General features: G+C 66.2%; 15 protein-coding genes. 9 read left to right on the top strand and 6 right to left on the bottom strand.

The window, feature by feature from the left end:
• Positions 1-14: 14 nt before the first annotated feature.
• Both OK015_RS23845 and OK015_RS23840 read left to right on the top strand, forming a co-directional pair.
• Positions 15-1,103 carry a methyltransferase gene (locus OK015_RS23845; RefSeq protein ID WP_268126699.1) on the top strand — a complete coding sequence of 363 codons (1,089 nt, stop codon included), beginning with the start codon at positions 15-17 and terminating at the stop codon, positions 1,101-1,103.
• A gap of 153 nt (positions 1,104-1,256) precedes the next feature.
• Positions 1,257-1,652 (top strand): hypothetical protein, encoded by a 396-nt coding sequence (locus OK015_RS23840; protein WP_268126696.1) that lies wholly within the window; start codon positions 1,257-1,259, stop codon positions 1,650-1,652.
• 29 nt (positions 1,653-1,681) lie between these two features.
• On the opposite strand, the gene coaA is transcribed toward OK015_RS23840, so the two are convergent.
• Positions 1,682-2,620 (bottom strand): type I pantothenate kinase, encoded by a 939-nt coding sequence (coaA, locus tag OK015_RS23835; protein WP_268126695.1) that lies wholly within the window; start codon positions 2,618-2,620, stop codon positions 1,682-1,684.
• Between the two features lie 115 nt (positions 2,621-2,735).
• On the opposite strand from coaA, the gene glyA reads away from it, so the two are divergent.
• The 5 genes from glyA to OK015_RS23810 all read left to right on the top strand — a co-directional run bounded on the left by glyA (position 2,736) and on the right by OK015_RS23810 (position 9,037).
• Positions 2,736-4,025 carry a serine hydroxymethyltransferase gene (glyA, locus tag OK015_RS23830; RefSeq protein WP_268133035.1) on the top strand — a complete coding sequence of 430 codons (1,290 nt, stop codon included), beginning with the start codon at positions 2,736-2,738 and terminating at the stop codon, positions 4,023-4,025.
• A 69-nt stretch (positions 4,026-4,094) separates the two neighbouring features.
• Positions 4,095-4,922 carry an acyl-ACP desaturase gene (locus OK015_RS23825; protein ID WP_268126693.1) on the top strand — a complete coding sequence of 276 codons (828 nt, stop codon included), beginning with the start codon at positions 4,095-4,097 and terminating at the stop codon, positions 4,920-4,922.
• Between the two features lie 251 nt (positions 4,923-5,173).
• Positions 5,174-6,475, top strand: coding sequence for a PhoH family protein (locus OK015_RS23820; RefSeq protein ID WP_268126691.1), 1,302 nt, complete (start codon positions 5,174-5,176; stop codon positions 6,473-6,475).
• A 99-nt stretch (positions 6,476-6,574) separates the two neighbouring features.
• A complete protein-coding gene (locus OK015_RS23815; protein WP_268126688.1) occupies positions 6,575-7,450 on the top strand; it encodes a polysaccharide deacetylase family protein in 876 nt (291 codons plus the stop codon).
• A gap of 126 nt (positions 7,451-7,576) precedes the next feature.
• Positions 7,577-9,037, top strand: a complete 1,461-nt coding sequence (locus tag OK015_RS23810; protein WP_268133033.1) for an adenylate/guanylate cyclase domain-containing protein — start codon at positions 7,577-7,579, stop codon at positions 9,035-9,037.
• A gap of 22 nt (positions 9,038-9,059) precedes the next feature.
• Here the strand turns inward: OK015_RS23810 and OK015_RS23805 are convergent, their stop codons facing one another.
• Genes OK015_RS23805 through glpX form a run of 3 tightly spaced genes read right to left on the bottom strand, consistent with a single transcriptional unit; the run spans position 9,060 to position 12,611 of the window.
• A complete protein-coding gene (locus tag OK015_RS23805) occupies positions 9,060-10,070 on the bottom strand; it encodes a hypothetical protein (protein ID WP_268126685.1) in 1,011 nt (336 codons plus the stop codon).
• A 16-nt stretch (positions 10,071-10,086) separates the two neighbouring features.
• Positions 10,087-11,490 (bottom strand): class II fumarate hydratase, encoded by a 1,404-nt coding sequence (locus tag OK015_RS23800; protein ID WP_268126683.1) that lies wholly within the window; start codon positions 11,488-11,490, stop codon positions 10,087-10,089.
• Positions 11,491-11,525: 35 nt separating this feature from the next.
• Positions 11,526-12,611: a class II fructose-bisphosphatase gene (gene glpX, locus OK015_RS23795; protein ID WP_268126682.1), complete on the bottom strand. Its 1,086-nt coding sequence runs from the start codon at positions 12,609-12,611 to the stop codon at positions 11,526-11,528.
• Between the two features lie 107 nt (positions 12,612-12,718).
• Between glpX and OK015_RS23790 the strand changes: the two genes are divergently transcribed.
• A complete protein-coding gene (locus OK015_RS23790) occupies positions 12,719-13,363 on the top strand; it encodes a DUF4245 domain-containing protein (protein ID WP_268133032.1) in 645 nt (214 codons plus the stop codon).
• 11 nt (positions 13,364-13,374) lie between these two features.
• Positions 13,375-14,172 carry a dienelactone hydrolase family protein gene (locus tag OK015_RS23785; RefSeq protein WP_268126681.1) on the top strand — a complete coding sequence of 266 codons (798 nt, stop codon included), beginning with the start codon at positions 13,375-13,377 and terminating at the stop codon, positions 14,170-14,172.
• On the opposite strand, the gene OK015_RS23780 is transcribed toward OK015_RS23785, so the two are convergent.
• Positions 14,153-15,304, bottom strand: a complete 1,152-nt coding sequence (locus tag OK015_RS23780; RefSeq protein ID WP_268126679.1) for an AI-2E family transporter — start codon at positions 15,302-15,304, stop codon at positions 14,153-14,155. The two genes, OK015_RS23785 and OK015_RS23780, sit on opposite strands and share 20 nt — an antisense overlap.
• A gap of 271 nt (positions 15,305-15,575) precedes the next feature.
• Positions 15,576-16,826 (bottom strand): HNH endonuclease signature motif containing protein, encoded by a 1,251-nt coding sequence (locus OK015_RS23775; protein ID WP_268126676.1) that lies wholly within the window; start codon positions 16,824-16,826, stop codon positions 15,576-15,578.
• Between the last annotated feature and the right edge of the window lie 94 nt (positions 16,827-16,920).

The raw sequence follows: 16,920 nt of genomic DNA, 5'->3' as shown, positions 1-16,920 counted from the left end.
ATCCAGGAGCACTTATGTTTTCGTCTAGAATTCCGGCCGCTCGAGTTGCTCGGATCGTCGAGATCGTCCGGCATCATTTCGGTCGGTTACAGCAGCGCATGGGTCCGCCGCCGATTGCGGTGATGGAGATGATCATGAATGCTTGGGCTGCCCAGGCGATTACCGCCGCAGCCGACCTCGGCATCGCCGACCAGCTCGCGAAGGGTCCGCTGCAAATTGACGAGCTGGCGAGTGCGGTCAGCGCCGATGCCGACGCCCTGAGCCGACTGCTGCGGGCCTTGACGAGCCGGGGCCTCTTCCGGCTACGCCGCGACGGCCGCTACGAACTCACCCCGCTGGGGGACTGCTTGCGCACTGACGCTGAGGTGTCGCTGCGCGGGTTGGCCCGGTTTCTGGGAGCACCCCAGCATCGCGAGCATTGGAGCCATCTCACCGATGTCATTCGCACCGGGCGTCCCGCCGTCCCGGCCTTGCGCGGTAAGCCGATGTTCGAATACCTGGCCGACGAGCCGGAATTCGCGGAAATCTTCAATGCCGCCATGACGAGCATGTCCGAACTGGCGATCGCGGCCGTGACCACGGAGTACGACTTCAGCCGCTACGACACCATCGTCGATGTGGGTGGCGGGCACGGACGGCTGTTGGCCGCGATTCTGCAAGCTACCCCGTCGGCGCATGGCGTCCTGTACGACCTGCCCCAAGTTGTGGCGGGCGCCCCGGCCGTGTTGGCGGAATGCGGCGTGCAGGATCGGGTGAAAATCGTTCCGGGTTCGTTCTTCGAGGCGATACCGGATAGCGGCGATGCCTATGTGCTCAAGCATGTGATCCACGACTGGTCCGACGACGAGGCCGTGCAGATTTTGCGCAACGTGCGGAAGGCGGCCGGCGCGGGTAAGCACGTGCTGCTCGTCGAATTCGTCCTTCCGGGACACGACCGCGAATTTGTGGGCAACTGGGGGGACCTGGAAATGCTCCTCGTAGTGGGTGCCCGCGAGCGCTCGGCTGCGGGATATGCCCGATTGCTGGGCCGCGCCGGATTCCGCATGACCCGGGTGGTGGAGACGGCGTCGCCGTACAGCGTCGTCGAGGCGGTCGCCGTGTAAACCCGCATGTAACGCCCAGCACGGGAATACCTGGAGGTAATCCCTGGTCATTTCTTCCGTGGCAGGAGTTGGCAGCACCACGCGTCGATATGGCAGTGCGCGGGCGGCACGCTCAAACAAGTTCGAACAATCGCCGTCGCAAGGAGAAATCAAATGTCCGTTGTCACTGGCATACCGAACAGACATATGTACGACTCGACCGACTCGTTATTGCGTTTCGGCATGCGGGCAGATGCCACGTTGACGGGGCTGTTCGGTGTCGCCATCGCCTTCATCGCCGACTTTGGTTCCAATCTGGAATACGTACTGGGCGCCTTTTTCGTGCTCTACGGCTTGGTGGTCTACAGCCTGACGGGATTGCCGGACCTGCGCAGTGTCGGCGTCTGGGTGGTGGTGGCCAACGTCGTGGTCACGCTGGGCGCCGTCGTCGCCGTCGACGCGGTGCCCATGACCGCGACCGGGGTGGCCGCCACGCTGGCCGTCGGCATCTACAGCGCGGCCTTCGCGTGGATGCAATACCTGGGAGTGCGCCGGCTGCAGACCGTCTAGCTCCCGCCGTCAAGGGAGCGGAGCGCGTCTTACAGCTTGCGCAGCCGGAGCCGGTTGATGGAGTGGTCGGCGTCCTTGCGCAGCACCAGGGTCGCGCGGGGCCGGGTCGGAAGAATGTTCTCGACCAGATTAGGCCGGTTGATCGATCGCCAGATCTCGCGCGCGGCGGCGGCCGCCTTGGTGTCGTTGAGGGCCGAGTAGTGGTGGAAGTGGGATTCCGGGTCGGCGAAGGCCGTGCCACGCATGGCCAGGAACCGCGAGACGTACCACTGTTCGATGTCTTCGATTCGGGCGTCCACGTACAGCGAGAAGTCGAACAGGTCCGACACCATCAGGGTCGGGCCGGTCTGCAAGACGTTGAGGCCCTCCAGGATCAGGATGTCCGGATGCCGGACCACGTGTTTGGCCCCGGAGATGATGTCGTAGCGCAGGTGCGAGTACACCGGCGCACATGCATAGTCGGAACCCGATTTGACCGAGGTGACGAACCGCATCAGTGCCCGGCGGTTATAGCTTTCCGGAAAGCCCTTGCGGTGCATGAGGTTTCGACGGTCCAGCTCGGCATTCGGGTAGAGGAAGCCATCGGTGGTCACCAGGTCGACCCGCGGGTGGTGATCCCAGCGGGCCAGCAACGCCTGCAGTACGCGGGCGGTGGTCGACTTCCCGACCGCCACGCTGCCGGCCACGCCGATGATGAACGGCACCGGCCGGTCCGGGTTCTGCTGCGGCTCACCGAGGAATTCCGAAGTGGCGGCGAACAATCGCTGCCGCGCCGCGACCTGAAGGTGGATGAGCCGGGCCAGCGGCAGATACACCTCTTCGACCTCGAGGAGGTCGATCTGCTCGCCGAGACCACGCAGACCGACAAGTTCCTCTTCAGTCAGGGCCAGCGGCGTCGACATGCGCAACGCGCGCCACTGCTTTCGGTCGAACTCCACATATGGGCTCGGCTCGCTCAGCCGGGGCATAGTGCCAGTGTGGCAGGGACGATCGCACGCCGGACGGCTGGGCTGGCTAAAAGCTCCGCTCGATAGACTGGCACCTGTGACTGCCGCACCTGATGCCCGTGTATCCACGTCCGTGATGTCCGCCCCGCTCGCCGAAGTCGACCCGGACATCGCCGAGCTGCTCGGCAAAGAGCTCGGCCGCCAACGCGACACGCTCGAGATGATCGCGTCGGAGAACTTCGTGCCCCGCTCGGTACTGCAGGCCCAGGGCAGCGTGCTCACCAATAAGTACGCGGAAGGGCTTCCCGGCCGGCGTTACTACGGCGGTTGCGAGTACGTCGATGTCGTGGAGAACATCGCCCGCGACCGCGCCAAGGCGTTATTCGGTGCCGATTTCGCCAATGTGCAGCCGCACTCCGGCGCCCAGGCCAACGCCGCGGTGCTGCACGCCCTGATGTCACCGGGGGAGCGGCTGCTGGGTCTGGACCTGGCCAACGGTGGGCATCTGACGCACGGGATGAAGCTCAACTTCTCCGGCAAGCTCTACGAGAACGGCTTCTACGGTGTCGACCCGACGACGCATCTCGTCGACATGGACGCGGTGCGCGCCCAAGCGCTCGAATTCCGGCCGAAGGTGATCGTCGCCGGCTGGTCGGCCTACCCGCGCATCCTCGACTTCGCGGCGTTCCGGTCGATCGCCGACGAAGTCGACGCCAAGCTCTGGGTGGACATGGCCCACTTCGCGGGCCTGGTTGCGGTCGGATTGCACCCTTCTCCGGTGCCGGACGCCGATGTCGTGTCCACCACCATCCACAAGACGCTCGGTGGCGGCCGCTCCGGGATGCTGCTCGGGAAGCAGGAGTACGCCAAGGCCGTCAACTCGGCGGTGTTCCCCGGCCAGCAGGGCGGACCGCTGATGCACGTGATCGCGGGTAAGGCGGTCGCGCTGAAGATCGCCGGCACCCCAGAATTCGCCGAGCGGCAGCAGCGCACGCTGTCCGGCGCCCGGATCCTGGCCGACCGGCTGTTGGCCGCCGATGTCGCCAAGGCCGGCGTCTCGGTGGTCAGCGGCGGCACCGACGTCCATCTGGTGCTGGTCGACCTGCGCAACTCTCCGCTCGACGGGCAGGCCGCCGAGGACCTGCTGCACGAGGTCGGCATCACGGTCAACCGCAACGCCGTGCCCAACGACCCGCGGCCGCCCATGGTGACGTCGGGCCTGCGGATCGGGACGCCGGCGCTGGCCACTCGCGGCTTCGGCGACGCCGAGTTCAGCGAGGTCGCCGACGTGATCGCGACCGCGCTGGCGGCCGGCACCTCGGCCTCCGAAGGGCAAGTGTCGGGTCTGCGGCAGCGCGTGACGCGGCTGGCCCGGGAGTTCCCGCTGTACGAGGGCCTCGAGGACTGGTCATTGGTCGGTCGGTAGGTCACGGAATGGCCGCGACACCGGCGATTGATTTCATGACACCTGTGTATGCGGGTTACAGTTACTTTTATGGCAACGAAACCTGTCGCTAATGCGCTGACCCTGGAACTCGAGCCGGTCGTCGAGGCCGAGATGGATCGCCACCTCTCCACCGACGACATTTGGTTCGCCCACGATTACGTGCCGTTCGACCGCGGCGAGAACTTCGCCTTCCTCGGCGGCCGCGACTGGGACCCGTCCAGCATGACGCTGCCACGGGCGTTCACCGACGCCTGCGAGATCCTGTTGCTGCTCAAGGACGACCTGGCCGCGCATCACCGCGAGCTCGTCGAGCACTTCATTCTCGAGGACTGGTGGGGCCGCTGGCTGGGCCGGTGGACCGCGGAGGAGCACCTGCACGCGATCGCGCTGCGGGAATACCTGGTGGTGACCCGCGAGGTGGACCCCACCGCCAACGAAGAAGCCCGCGTCCAGTACCTGATGCAGGGTTACCGCGCCGACACGTATACGCAGGTGGAAACCCTGGTATACATGGCGCTCACGGAGCGCACCCATGCCGTCTTCTGCCGCAACCTGGCCGCTCGGCTCGAGGAGCCCATCTTGGCCGGGCTTGTCGACCGCATCGCCCGCGACGAGGTGCGCCACGAGCTGTTCTTCTCGAATCTCGTCGCGCACTGCCTCACCTACGTTCGTGACGAGACGATCGCCGCGATCGCGACCCGCGCGGGCGACCTGCAGGTCGTCGGTGGCGACATCGCCGCGTACCAGGACAAGGTGCAAAACGTCGCCGACGCCGGGATTTTCGGTCCCGCCGAGCTGCGTCAGGCGATCTCCGACCGCGTCACCGCATGGGGCGTCGCCGACGAACCCCGACTGCGGCAGTTCGTCATCGGCTGAGCCGACCTCGCGAGCGATCACGCCGCTCGCCGTCTTCCTCGCCCATCGTCGGCGTCGGTGTCGGCGCGTCTGCGCTGCTGCAAAGCGGCGACGAGAGTAGCGTCGTTCTCGATGGTCAGCGTCTTGCTCAGCTGCCAGGGCGGCACCTCCCGTCACCGCGAGGGAAGGACCGGCCCCGGTCCTGGTGTCGCAGTTCCCGCCGACATGCCTGTGCGGGTCCGCGCGGGCCTATCCCGCTCGAGGAGCGCTCCGTGACCGATATCCGGACCTACGTGATCGACACTTCCGTACTGCTGTCCGACCCTTGGGCATGTAGTCGGTTCGCCGAACACGAGGTAGTGGTTCCCCTGGTCGTGATCAGCGAACTGGAGGCTAAACGCCACCACCACGAGCTGGGGTGGTTCGCGCGTCAGGCGTTGCGTCTGTTCGACGATCTGCGGTTGGAGCATGGGCGGCTGGATCAACCTATTCCCGTTGGTACACAGGGTGGTTCGCTGCACGTCGAGCTCAACCACACCGACCCGGCCGTGCTGCCCGCCGGTTTCCGCACCGACAGCAACGACTCCCGGATCTTGAGCTGTGCGGCCAACCTTGCCGCCGAAGGCAAGCGGGTTACGTTGGTTAGCAAGGACATTCCGCTGCGTGTCAAGGCCGCCGCGGTGGGCCTGGCCGCCGACGAGTACCACGCGCAGGATGTGGTGGCCTCCGGTTGGTCGGGAATGCAGGAGATCGAGACCGCCGCCGAGGACATCGACGCGCTCTTCGCCGACGGCGAGATCGACCTGGTCGAAGCCCGGGATCTACCCTGCCACACCGGAATTCGGCTGCTGGGCGGTAGCTCCCATGCGCTGGGCCGGGTGACCGCCGCCAAACGCGTCCAACTGGTTCGCGGTGACCGCGAGGTGTTCGGGCTGCGGGGCCGCTCCGCCGAGCAGCGCGTGGCGCTTGACCTGTTGCTCGACGAGTCGGTGGGCATCGTGTCGCTGGGCGGCAAGGCCGGCACCGGAAAGTCGGCGCTGGCCCTGTGTGCCGGTCTCGAGGCGGTGCTGGAACGGCGGACCCAGCGCAAAGTGGTGGTATTCCGTCCGCTCTACGCCGTCGGCGGCCAGGAGCTGGGCTACCTGCCCGGCAGCGAGAGCGAAAAGATGGGGCCCTGGGCGCAGGCGGTCTTCGACACCCTGGAAGGTCTGGCCAGCCCGGCCGTGCTGGAGGAAGTGCTGTCTCGCGGCATGCTCGAAGTGCTGCCGCTGACCCACATCCGGGGGCGCTCGCTGCACGACTCGTTCGTGATCGTCGACGAGGCGCAGTCGCTGGAGCGCAATGTCCTGCTGACCGTGTTGTCCAGGTTGGGCAGCGGATCGCGGGTGGTGCTGACCCACGACATCGCCCAGCGCGACAACCTGCGGGTCGGCCGTCATGACGGGGTTGCCGCGGTGATCGAAAAGCTCAAGGGTCATCCGCTGTTCGCGCACATCACTTTGTTGCGCAGCGAGCGCTCGCCGATCGCCGCACTCGTCACCGAGATGCTCGAGGAAATCGCCGGGCCGCACTGATTGCTTGCGCCGCGAAACTGCGTTCGAGCACGTTTTCGGGGCGGCTCCCTCGCGAAACGCGTCGCGAGCTGCAGTCTTCGCGGTGGGTAGGCTTTTACCGTGCGCAAACGACCCGACAACCAGGCCTGGCGCTATTGGCGGACCGTGTTCGGCGTCGTGGCCGCCGGCGCGGTGCTGGTGATCGGTGGCCTGACCGGTCATGTGACGCGCGCCGACAACCTGAGCTGCTCGGTGGTCAAGTGTGTTGCGCTGACGTTCGACGACGGGCCGGGCCCGTTCGACGAGCGGCTGCTGCAAATCTTGAAGGACAACGACGCCAAGGCCACCTTCTTCCTGATCGGCAACAAGGTGGCCGCCAACCCGGCCGGCGCCAAGCGCATCGCCGACGCCGGCATGGAGATCGGCAGTCACACCTGGGAACACCCCAACATGATGACGATCCCCGCCGAAGACGTCGCGGCCCAGTTCTCCAAGGCCAACGATGCGATCAACGCCGCAACCGGCCGGACCCCGACGCTGTATCGTCCCGCCGGCGGGCTGTCCACACCCGAGGTGCGCCAGACCGCCGCGCGCTATGGGATGGCCGAAATCCTCTGGGATGTAATCCCTTTCGATTGGGCAAATGATTCGAACACGGCGGCGACGCGGTACATGCTGATGACGTACATCAAGCCGGGTTCGGTGGTGTTGTTCCACGACACCTACTCGAGCACCGTTGACCTGGTGTACCAATTCATTCCGGTGCTCAAGGCCAACGGCTACCGCCTGGTGACGGTCAGCGAACTGCTGGGGCCGCGCGCGCCGGGCAGCAGCTACGGCAGCCGGGAAAACGGGCCACCGGTCAACGAACTTCACGACATCCCGCCCGGCGACATTCCGACGCTGCCCGATACGCCGTCACCCAAGCCGATGCCGAACTTCCCGATCACCGATATTCCGGGCCAGAACTCGGGTGGGCCGAACAATGGTGCGTAAGCGCCGCGCCGCTACCTTTATACGGTGATCAAAGCGGACGGCCTGCGCGGTCGGGGTGCGCGGTGTTCGCGCGAGCCGGCGGCGACATCCGCGACACCGCAGCGCAAGTCGGCCCGCCGGCTATCGATCGAATACGCGGTCGACCTTGCCCTGTCCTACATCATCGCCGTCATCGACGTCGCCGCCATTCTGATTCCGCTCCGGGGGCACACGTCCGCCGCCACCAGCGTCGTCTTCGCGGAAAAAGACACGGTCATAGTCGTCGCGCTGGTATTGCTGGGAATCATCGGCGTCGCGGTGTCGGGTTTGTTCAGCCTTGCTCCGACCCTGCGCTGGTATGCCGCCGGCCAAGAACCCACCACGGCGCAGCGGGAAACCGCGATGAAACTCGCGGGCCGCCAAACGGCGATCCTGCTCGTGGCCTGGGGCTTGGCCGGCGGCATCTTTGTGTTGCTCAATCTCGACGGCGGCGCCGCGCTGTTGTTGCCGATGGTGCTCGGTGTGCTGCTGGGTGGACCGGCGGCCGCGGGCACGGGAATGCTGCTCGCGCAACGCACCCTGCGTCCCATCATGGGTGAGGCGACCCGAGGGCTCGAGCCTCGGCTGTCAGTCCCGGGGGTATTCGCGCGGCTGGTCATGCTCTGGTTTCTGGTCAGCGCACTTCCGATCGGCGTCGTGGCAGCCCTGGTTACGCTGCGCTCGTACGGCTGGCTGATTCAGAAGTCCGCCTCGTTGGACGTGCCCATTCTGGTGGTCTCGCTGGCCGCGCTGCTGCTCGGGCTGCCCACGATGATCCTGACATCGCGCTCCATTTCGGATCCGATCGGCGAAGTCGTCGACGCGATGGCGCAGGTCGAACGCGGCCACATCGACACGACCGTCGGCGCCTACGAACGGTCCCAAATCGGGCGTCTGCAAACGGGATTCAACCGAATGGTGGCCGGGTTGGCCGAGCGCGACCGATTGCGCGACCTGTTCGGGCGCCATGTCGGTGCCGACGTTGCCCAGCGCGCCATCGAAGAAGGCGCATCGCTGTCCGGCGATGTCGTCGAGGCGGCGGTCCTGTTCATCGATTTGGTGGGCTCGACTCGGCTTGCGGAAAGCCGTCCGCCCCAAGAGGTTGCCGACGTGCTCAACGACTTCTTCCGGATCGTCGTCGAGGCCGTCGACGAACACCAAGGCCTGATCAACAAATTCGCGGGCGACGCCGCGCTGGCGATCTTCGGGGCGCCGCTGCGCACGGGCGAGCCGGCCTCGGCGGCGCTGGCCACCGCCCGCGCGCTGGGCACCCAACTGCGCCGGCTGCCCGTGGTTGATTTCGGGATCGGGGTTTCGGCGGGCCGTGTTTTCGCCGGCAACATCGGTGCCGAAAACCGCTATGAATACACGGTAATCGGCGACGCGGTCAACGAGGCCGCCCGGCTGGCGGACCTCGCCAAGACCTCGGATCGGCGGATCCTGTGCTCGGCAGGGGCCATCGACCGAGCCGACGAGACCGAGCGGGGGTACTGGGCGGGGTGCTATTCCACCGTGCTGCGTGGCCGCTCCGAAGCCACGCACGTCTCGGCGCCCGCGAGTCCGGCCTAGACCTGTCACGGCGCCGGCGGTGTTACTTGGAGACCTTCAGCGACCCGATCACCTGGTTGAGCAGTCCTGCCGAGGCCGCGTCGCCGATCGGCGTTGCGCCCAGGAAGATGGTGACCGGCTTGGTGTCGACCGCGATGATGACCACGGAGTCGCCCTTCACATTGCGGGCGGGGTCGGCGATCGTGACGTCGGCGTCCACCCGGGCGGCCTTGACTCCCTCAATCGTGATCGACGACTTCTTGATCGGGCCCAGCGTCGGTGAGGCGTTCGAATAGCCCGGGCCTTCGGCCACGCAATTCATCAACTTCGCTGCCTGCGCGGTGACGTCCATGCTGGGGACGAAGTTGCTGACGGCGACCTCGGCCTGCATCACCCACTGGTTGGCGCCCGGCACCTCCTGCGCCAGCCCCACCGCGCCAATAAGATTGGGGGTCTGGTCGTCCGAGAACGGCAGCCATCCGGGTGCCGCGTTGGCCGGGAACGACAACTTGCCCGCCCTGATCGGGGCGCCCCCCGCGGGCTTGTCGCCGCCGGACACATTGGGCGTGCAATCGCTTGCGGTCTGTCCCGAATCGCTGGGCTGCGACGTCGGTGCGCTCGAAGAGGAGGGGCCGGCCTTGGGGGACTTGGGTTCGTTGCCCAGGCTGAGTACCAGAATCACCACCAGCGCGATGACGCCGAGCACCGCGATACCGGCGACGATCAGCCATGGCATGTTCGACCGGGGCCCATTCGGCGGTGGTCCGGGCGGGTAGGAGCCGGGCGGCCACCCAGGGGGAAACTGCTGCCCCGGGTAGCCGGGTGCGGAGGGATCCGCACCGCCCGACGGGTTGGGGAACGGCCCGGTCGGCGGGTACGGGTACGGGCCGCTCTGCGGCCCCGAATAGGGACCACCCTGTGGCCCCGGGTAGGGACCGCCCTGCGGATACGGGGGTGGACCGCCTTGTGGCGGCCCACCCCAATAGGGGCCCTGCCCATACGGATTCGCTCCGTACGGATCCTGACCGTAGGGACCGCCCGGAGGAACCGTCATTACAGAACCACCCCACCTAATTCGTTGGTTTAACCTTGGCCATCGCCAGCACATCAAGCCGGCGGTCCAGCTCCTCGATCGACAACTTGTCGCCGATCAATCCGCGGTCGATGACGGTCTGACGGATCGTCTTCTTCTCTTTGAGCGCTTGCTTGGCCACGGCGGCGGCTTCTTCGTAGCCGATGGCCGAATTCAAGGGTGTCACGATCGACGGCGACGATTCGGCCAACTCGCGCAGGTGCTCGACATTGGCGGACAACCCGATAATGCAGCGCTCGGCGAACAGCTTTGAGACGTTGGTCAGTAGCTTGAACGATTCCAGGATGTTGCGCGCCATCATCGGGATGTAGACGTTGAGCTCGAACGCGCCCGACAAGCCGCCGACGGCGACCGCTGCGTCGTTGCCGATCACCTGCGCGGCGACCTGCGTAACTGCCTCTGGCAGAACCGGATTGACCTTGCCCGGCATGATTGAGCTACCCGGTTGCAGATCGGGGAGTTGGATCTCGGCCAGGCCGGTCAGCGGCCCGGAACCCATCCAGCGGACATCGTTGGCGATCTTGGTCAGCGACACGGCGATGGTGCGCAGCGCGCCGGACGCTTCCACCAGTCCGTCACGCGCGGCTTGTGCCTCGAAAGAGTTTGCTGCCGTGCTTAATTCGGATAGCCCGGTCGAAGCGATCAGCGCCTCTACCACCTTCGGGCCGAAGCCGTCGGGAGCGTTGAGCCCGGTGCCCACCGCGGTTCCGCCGATAGCCAGTTCGCCGAGCCGCGGCAGAGTGGCACGCACCCGCTCGATCCCGGCCTCGATCTGGCGGGCGTATCCGCTGAATTCCTGGCCGAGCGTCACCGGGACGGCGTCCATCAGGTGGGTGCGGCCCGACTTGACCACGGTGTGCCACTCGCCGGCTTTGGTTGCCAGCGCGTCGTGCAGTACCTCGAGCGCCGGGATCAGATGCCGGACAGCGGCTTCGGTGGCCGCGATGTGGGTTGCGGTCGGAAAGGTGTCATTGGACGACTGCGACATGTTGACGTCGTCGTTCGGGTGCACCGTGACGCCGTTGGCGGCCGCGATGGATGCGATCACCTCGTTGGTGTTCATGTTGGAGCTGGTGCCCGAGCCGGTCTGGAAGACGTCGATCGGGAACTGGTCATCGTGGAGTCCGTCGGCGATCTCGGCCGCCGCCGCGATGATCGCGTCGGCTTTCTCCGGCGCTAGCAGCCCGAGGTCGGCGTTCACCTTCGCGCAGGCGCCCTTCAGCAGTCCCAAAGCGCGGATCTGGGTGCGCTCGAGGCCCCGGCCCGAAATCGGAAAATTCTCCACCGCGCGCTGGGTTTGGGCTCGCCACAACGCTTTTGCGGGTACGCGTACCTCGCCCATAGTGTCGTGCTCGATGCGATATTCGCCGCTTTCGGCCATGAATCAGTTCCTCTTCGTTGGGGGTGCTATCGCGGTTACGGCAGGGGATAGGCAGCGGTGCTGTCGCCGGTGAAGTCGATCGCGGAGTATTCGTTGAGCTTCGAAAGGCGGTGGTAGGCCTCGATCATCCGGACGGTGCCCGACTTCGAGCGCATCACGATCGATTGCGTCGTGCAACCGCCGGGGGAGTAGTGCACACCCTGCAGCAGGTCACCGTCGGTCACCCCGGTCGCGCAGAAGAAGACGTTCTCGCCGGAGACCAGATCTCTGGTGGTCAGGATCTGGTCCAGGTCGTAACCGGCGTCGAGCGCCTTGCGGCGTTCGGCGTCATCGCGCGGCGCCAGTTGCGCCTGGATGGCCCCGCCCATACACCGGATCGCCGCGGCGGCGATGATGCCTTCCGGGGTACCGCCGATCCCGGCCAGCATGTCGGTGCCCGAGCCCGGCCGACACGTGGAGATCGCGCCGGCGACGTCGCCGTCGGTGATCAGCCGGATGCGCGCTCCGGTGTCGCGCACGTCCTGAATGAGCTGAGCGTGCCGGGGGCGGTCCAGGATGCACACGGTCATGTCCCGCACCGACAAGCTCTTGACCTTCGCGACCTCGCGGATGTTGTCGGCGATGGGCGCGGTGATGTCCAGCACGTGCGCGGCGTCGGGTCCGACGGCGATCTTGTTCATGTAGAACACCGCCGAGGGGTCGAACATCGCACCGCGATCGGCGACGGCCAGCACCGAAATGGCGTTGGGCATGCCCTTGCTCATCAGCGTGGTGCCATCCACCGGGTCGACGGCGAAATCGCACTCCGGCCCGTCGCCGTTGCCGACCTCCTCGCCGTTGAACAACATCGGAGCTTCGTCTTTCTCGCCCTCGCCGATCACGACCACACCGCGCATCGACACCGAGTTGACCAGCTCGCGGATCGCGTCGACGGCCGCGCCGTCGCCGCCCTCCTTGTCACCACGACCCACCCAGCGGCCGGCGGCCATCGCGCCGGCCTCGGTGACCCGTACCAGTTCCAGGGCCAGGTTGCGGTCTGGGGCTTCGCGGCGCGCCCGTACCTGCGGCTCGGGGCCCGAGGTCGCGGTGGACGACGAACCGGATCCGCCCGATGCTGTCATGGTTGCTGATTCTCCCAGAAGCAGATCGGTCCGCTGGATCTGGGCTGTGGCTGTTGACGGCGGACTGGGATACTCGAGGGGTGACCGACGAGCAGCCCCACGCCGACCTGGCCGGTGAGCCGTCACCGGCGCCCCGGCCGGCCAAACCGCGGCTGCTCCAGGACGGTCGCGACATGTTCTGGTCGCTGGCCCCGCTGGTGATCGGATGCATCCTGCTGGCCGGCATGGTCGGGATGTGTTCTTTCCGGCCGACCGGGGCGAACAAGGGCACAATCCCGTCCTACGACGCGGCGGCGGCGCTGCGCGCGGATGCTCAGACGCTGGGCTTTCCCATCCGGTTGCCCCAGTTGCCCGCCGGCTGGCAGCCCAACTCCGGCGGCCGCGGCGGTATCGAGAGTGGGCGGACGGCCAATGGTCAGCGGCTGAACGCGGCCACTTCGACCGTCGGGTACATCGGCCCGACCGGAATGTATGTGAGCCTCACGCAGAGCAACGCCGACGAGGACAAGCTGGTCCGTTCCATCCATCCGTCGGCGTATCCGACCGGAACGGTCGACGTCGCGGGCACCAACTGGATCGTCTATCGCGGTTCCGGTGACAGTGCTGCCGATGCCGAGCCGGTGTGGACCACCAAGCTGACCAGCCCGGGCGGCGTCACCCAGATCGCGATCACTGGTGCCGGAAATACCGATCAGTTCCGTACGCTGGCGGCGGCGACGCAGTTGCAGTCGCCCCTGCCGACCGGTCGATAGGAGCGACTCGCGTGACAGCACCCGAAGCAGACCTGTCCGGATGGGTGTCGGCACCGTTCACCGGTGACGGCTACACCCATGACGTCTATCGCAAGGGCAGCGGTCCGGGCGTGGTGCTGATACCCGAGATACCCGGAATCCATCCCGGCGTGCTGGGCCTGGGTAATCACCTGGTGGACAACGGCTTCACTGTCGCCATGCCGTCACTGTTCGGCGAGCCGGGCAAGCCGAAGACAGCCGGCTACACAACGGCGGTCGTCGCGCGAGCTTGTGTGGCAAAGGAATTCGCCGCCTTCGCGACGAACAAGCAGCGGCCGGTATCGCTATTCCTGCGTGCGTTGGCCCGTGACCTCAAGGCGTCGACGCCGGGCAAGGGCGTGGGCGTGATCGGCAACTGCTTCACCGGCGGTTTCGCGCTGGCGGCCGCGGTCGACGACAGCGTGCTGGCCCCGGTGCTCAGCCAGCCGTCGGTACCGTTGCCGCTCGGTGCGACCCGGCGCGGCGACACCGGGCTCAGTGAATCCGAAATCACCACGATCGCCAATCGCGCTGCCAGCGAAGGCTTGTGCGCCCTGGGTTTGCGATTCAGCGAGGACCGGATGTCCCCGCGTGACCGATTCAGCGCGCTCAAGGAGCGCCTTGGCGACGCGTTCGAGGTGATCGAGATCGATTCGCGCCCGGGCAACGCACACGGTTTCGGTAAGGCTGCGCACTCGGTGCTCACCGACGAGGTCCGCGAGGTCGACGGCCATCCTGCTTACGAGGCCCGCAAGCGGGTCGTCGAATTCCTCACTGAGCGGCTGACTTAACCTCTGACTCCTTCGCCTTCCGGCGCGGCAGCCAGGGGACGCGCGCAGGTGGTTTGTCGTCCGGCTTCACCAGCTCGACGCCCTTGTAGACCGCCAGGTATACGTCGATGGTCGTGACGATCAGGATCATCAGTACCGGCCCGATGACGATGCCCCAGGGGCCGAACATGGCGATGCCGGCGAAAACCGACAGCAGCATCAGCGCCGAATTCAGCCGGGCGTCCCGCGGTACCAGGACCGGGCGTAAGAAGTTGTCGATGTTGGTGACCACCAGCAGATGCCACAGAATCACGAACGCGCCGCCGAAGATGTTGCCGTAGAAGATCATTCCGATGCCGAATGGAATCGTCACGATCCCGCCGCCCAACGGAATGATCGACAGGGCCGTGAGCAGAATCGCGAAAATGAAGAATCCGTGGTGGAATCCGGCGACGTAGATCGACCCGGCTCCCGCGACACCTTGGCATAACGCGATGACGAACTGGCCGAACACGGTGCCGCGCACCATTGCACCGGTCTTCTTCAGGTATAGGTCTGTGACTTCTTCACCGAGCGGGTTGAGCTGACCGATCAACGTGCGCAACTTCTCCCGGTGCACCAGCAGCGCGAGAAAGACGTAGAGAAAGATGATCCCGTAGGCAATGGCGCCGAAGACGCTTCCCGCCGCGCCCTGTAAGGTTTGCAGGAGCCACTGCCCGACATCCTGCGCGCCGGTGATCATCGCTTTTCGCAGCATTTCCGCATTGATCGTGATGTGCAGGAAGGGAACTCGGGCCGCAAGGTCGTTGACGATGTGCAAGATCTTATCGCCGAGCCCGCTCAGGTCGGTGGTCTTGACCCACCCGGAAATGCTGTCGAGCATGCGGGAGATCTGGACGACGGCCAAGACGATAAAAAGGCCGACCGGCGCGATCACGGCGGCCAGTGCCGACAACAAGGTGCACGCGGCCGACAAGCCGGTGCCGAGGCGCCGGTTGAACCAATTGAACAACGGCGTGAACAGGTACGCGCCGACCGCGGCCACCACGATCAGCACGAAATAGTCGCGCAGGAAGTAAGCGCCGAACAACAGCGCGATCAGCGTCAAAACCGCGAGGGCACGTTTCTGAGTCAGCGTGAATTCGGTGTTCATACGACCGTGCCGCCCTCCGCGTCGCCGTTGAGCTTGAACCTTAGCCCTGCCTGATGGCGATCGCGCACGTATGGCCCTACCGAGACTGGTTGGCTGCCCGTTTGGCGCCGGCTTTGGCCATGACGGCATGGCTTTCCGTCTGCTGGTACATCGCCCGGCTTGGCTGACGTTAGGGGCATGTCGGCGCGAATGGCGCTGCGGGTGTTGCACGCATCGCGAACGAATTTCTTGATGCCCCAACGTGTTTGTGTGAGCGGTGGTGGTGAGCTATCTAGTTTTTTGTTGGTGGTGGTTGGGGTTGGAAGGGTTGGTACCACCACCAGTGGGCGCGTTCGCCGGTGGGCCCGGGCCATGGTGGGACCGCGGGCGGGGGACGGTTGGGTGGGCGCGCGAGTGATCCTGCTTCAAGGGGTTGCCCGGCGTTGTCGGTGACCATGAGATGGTCTGCGGGGCCGGTGATGGTGATGACGCCGCGGTGGTGCAACCGGTGGTGATAGGGGCAGACCAGCACCAGGTTGGCCAACTCGGTCAGGCCGCCGTCCTCCCAGTGCCGGATGTGGTGGGCGTGCAGACCGCGGGTCGCCCCACAGCCGGGGACCGCGCAGGTGGGGTGGCGGTGCTCGAGCGCGCGGCGAAGCCGCCGGTTGACGGTGCGGGTCACCCGCCCGGCGCCAACGGGCTCGCCGTCACGTTCGAACCAGACTTCACAGGTGGCATCACAGGTCAGGTATCGGCGTTCGGCGTCGGTGAGCAGCGGACCCAGATGCAACGCCGCAACGTGCCGGGCCACATCGACATGCACCACCACAGTGGTGTGCTGCCCGTGGGGGCGGCGGGCCGCCTCGGCATCCCACCCCGCCTCCACCAGACGCATAAACGCCTCCACAGTGCCCGGCAACGGCGGCGCAGCATCGCAGGCGCGCTCGCCATCGCCGTGGTCGTGTTTCCACTGGGCGATCAGCGCATCCCGATGCGACGCCAGCGCGGCCTCGAACTTCGCCGCATCCAGGTGCCCCAGTGTGATCCGCCAACAGCTGAACTGCTCGTCGGAGGTCATGGTGATCGAGGGCTGCGGTTCGGGCCGAGGACCGGGTTGGGGTCGCGGTTCCAGCTTGACCGCGGTGCGCAGCTGGCTGACCGTCGCGACCTCGGCCAGCTGCGCATAGTGCTCATCGGATCCCTCGCCGGCCCGCGCCGCGATCACCCCGACCTGATCCAGCGACAGCCGACCCTGGGCCATCGCCTGCACACAGCGCGGAAACTCCGCCATCCGGCGCGCCACCGTGGCGATCGTGTGCGCATTTGCCGACGACGAGCCAAGCTTCCACGCCACCAACGCCGCCACCGAGCGCGCACCCGTCGCGCCGCACAGCTCGTCGCGGTCGAGCTCGGCGACGATCTCCACGATGCGCCCATCGATCGCGTTTCGCTGACCAGCCAACTCCGCCAACTCCTCGAACAACACCTCAAGCCGCTCAGCAGGACTCACCACCACGGCGCCAGCGGATGCGATCGAAGACATAACCACATCATGACAGCCGGGTACGACAAATCTCGCCGCCCAAACCACGCCGGGAAGTGGCCGACATCCACGGCTAAGAATTGCTCACGAGAGC

It is taken from the genome of Mycobacterium sp. Aquia_216 (assembly GCF_026723865.1).
Classification (GTDB): domain Bacteria; phylum Actinomycetota; class Actinomycetes; order Mycobacteriales; family Mycobacteriaceae; genus Mycobacterium.
The sequence above is the reverse complement of the archived record's forward strand: the minus strand, read 5'-3'. Positions and strand labels throughout refer to the sequence as shown.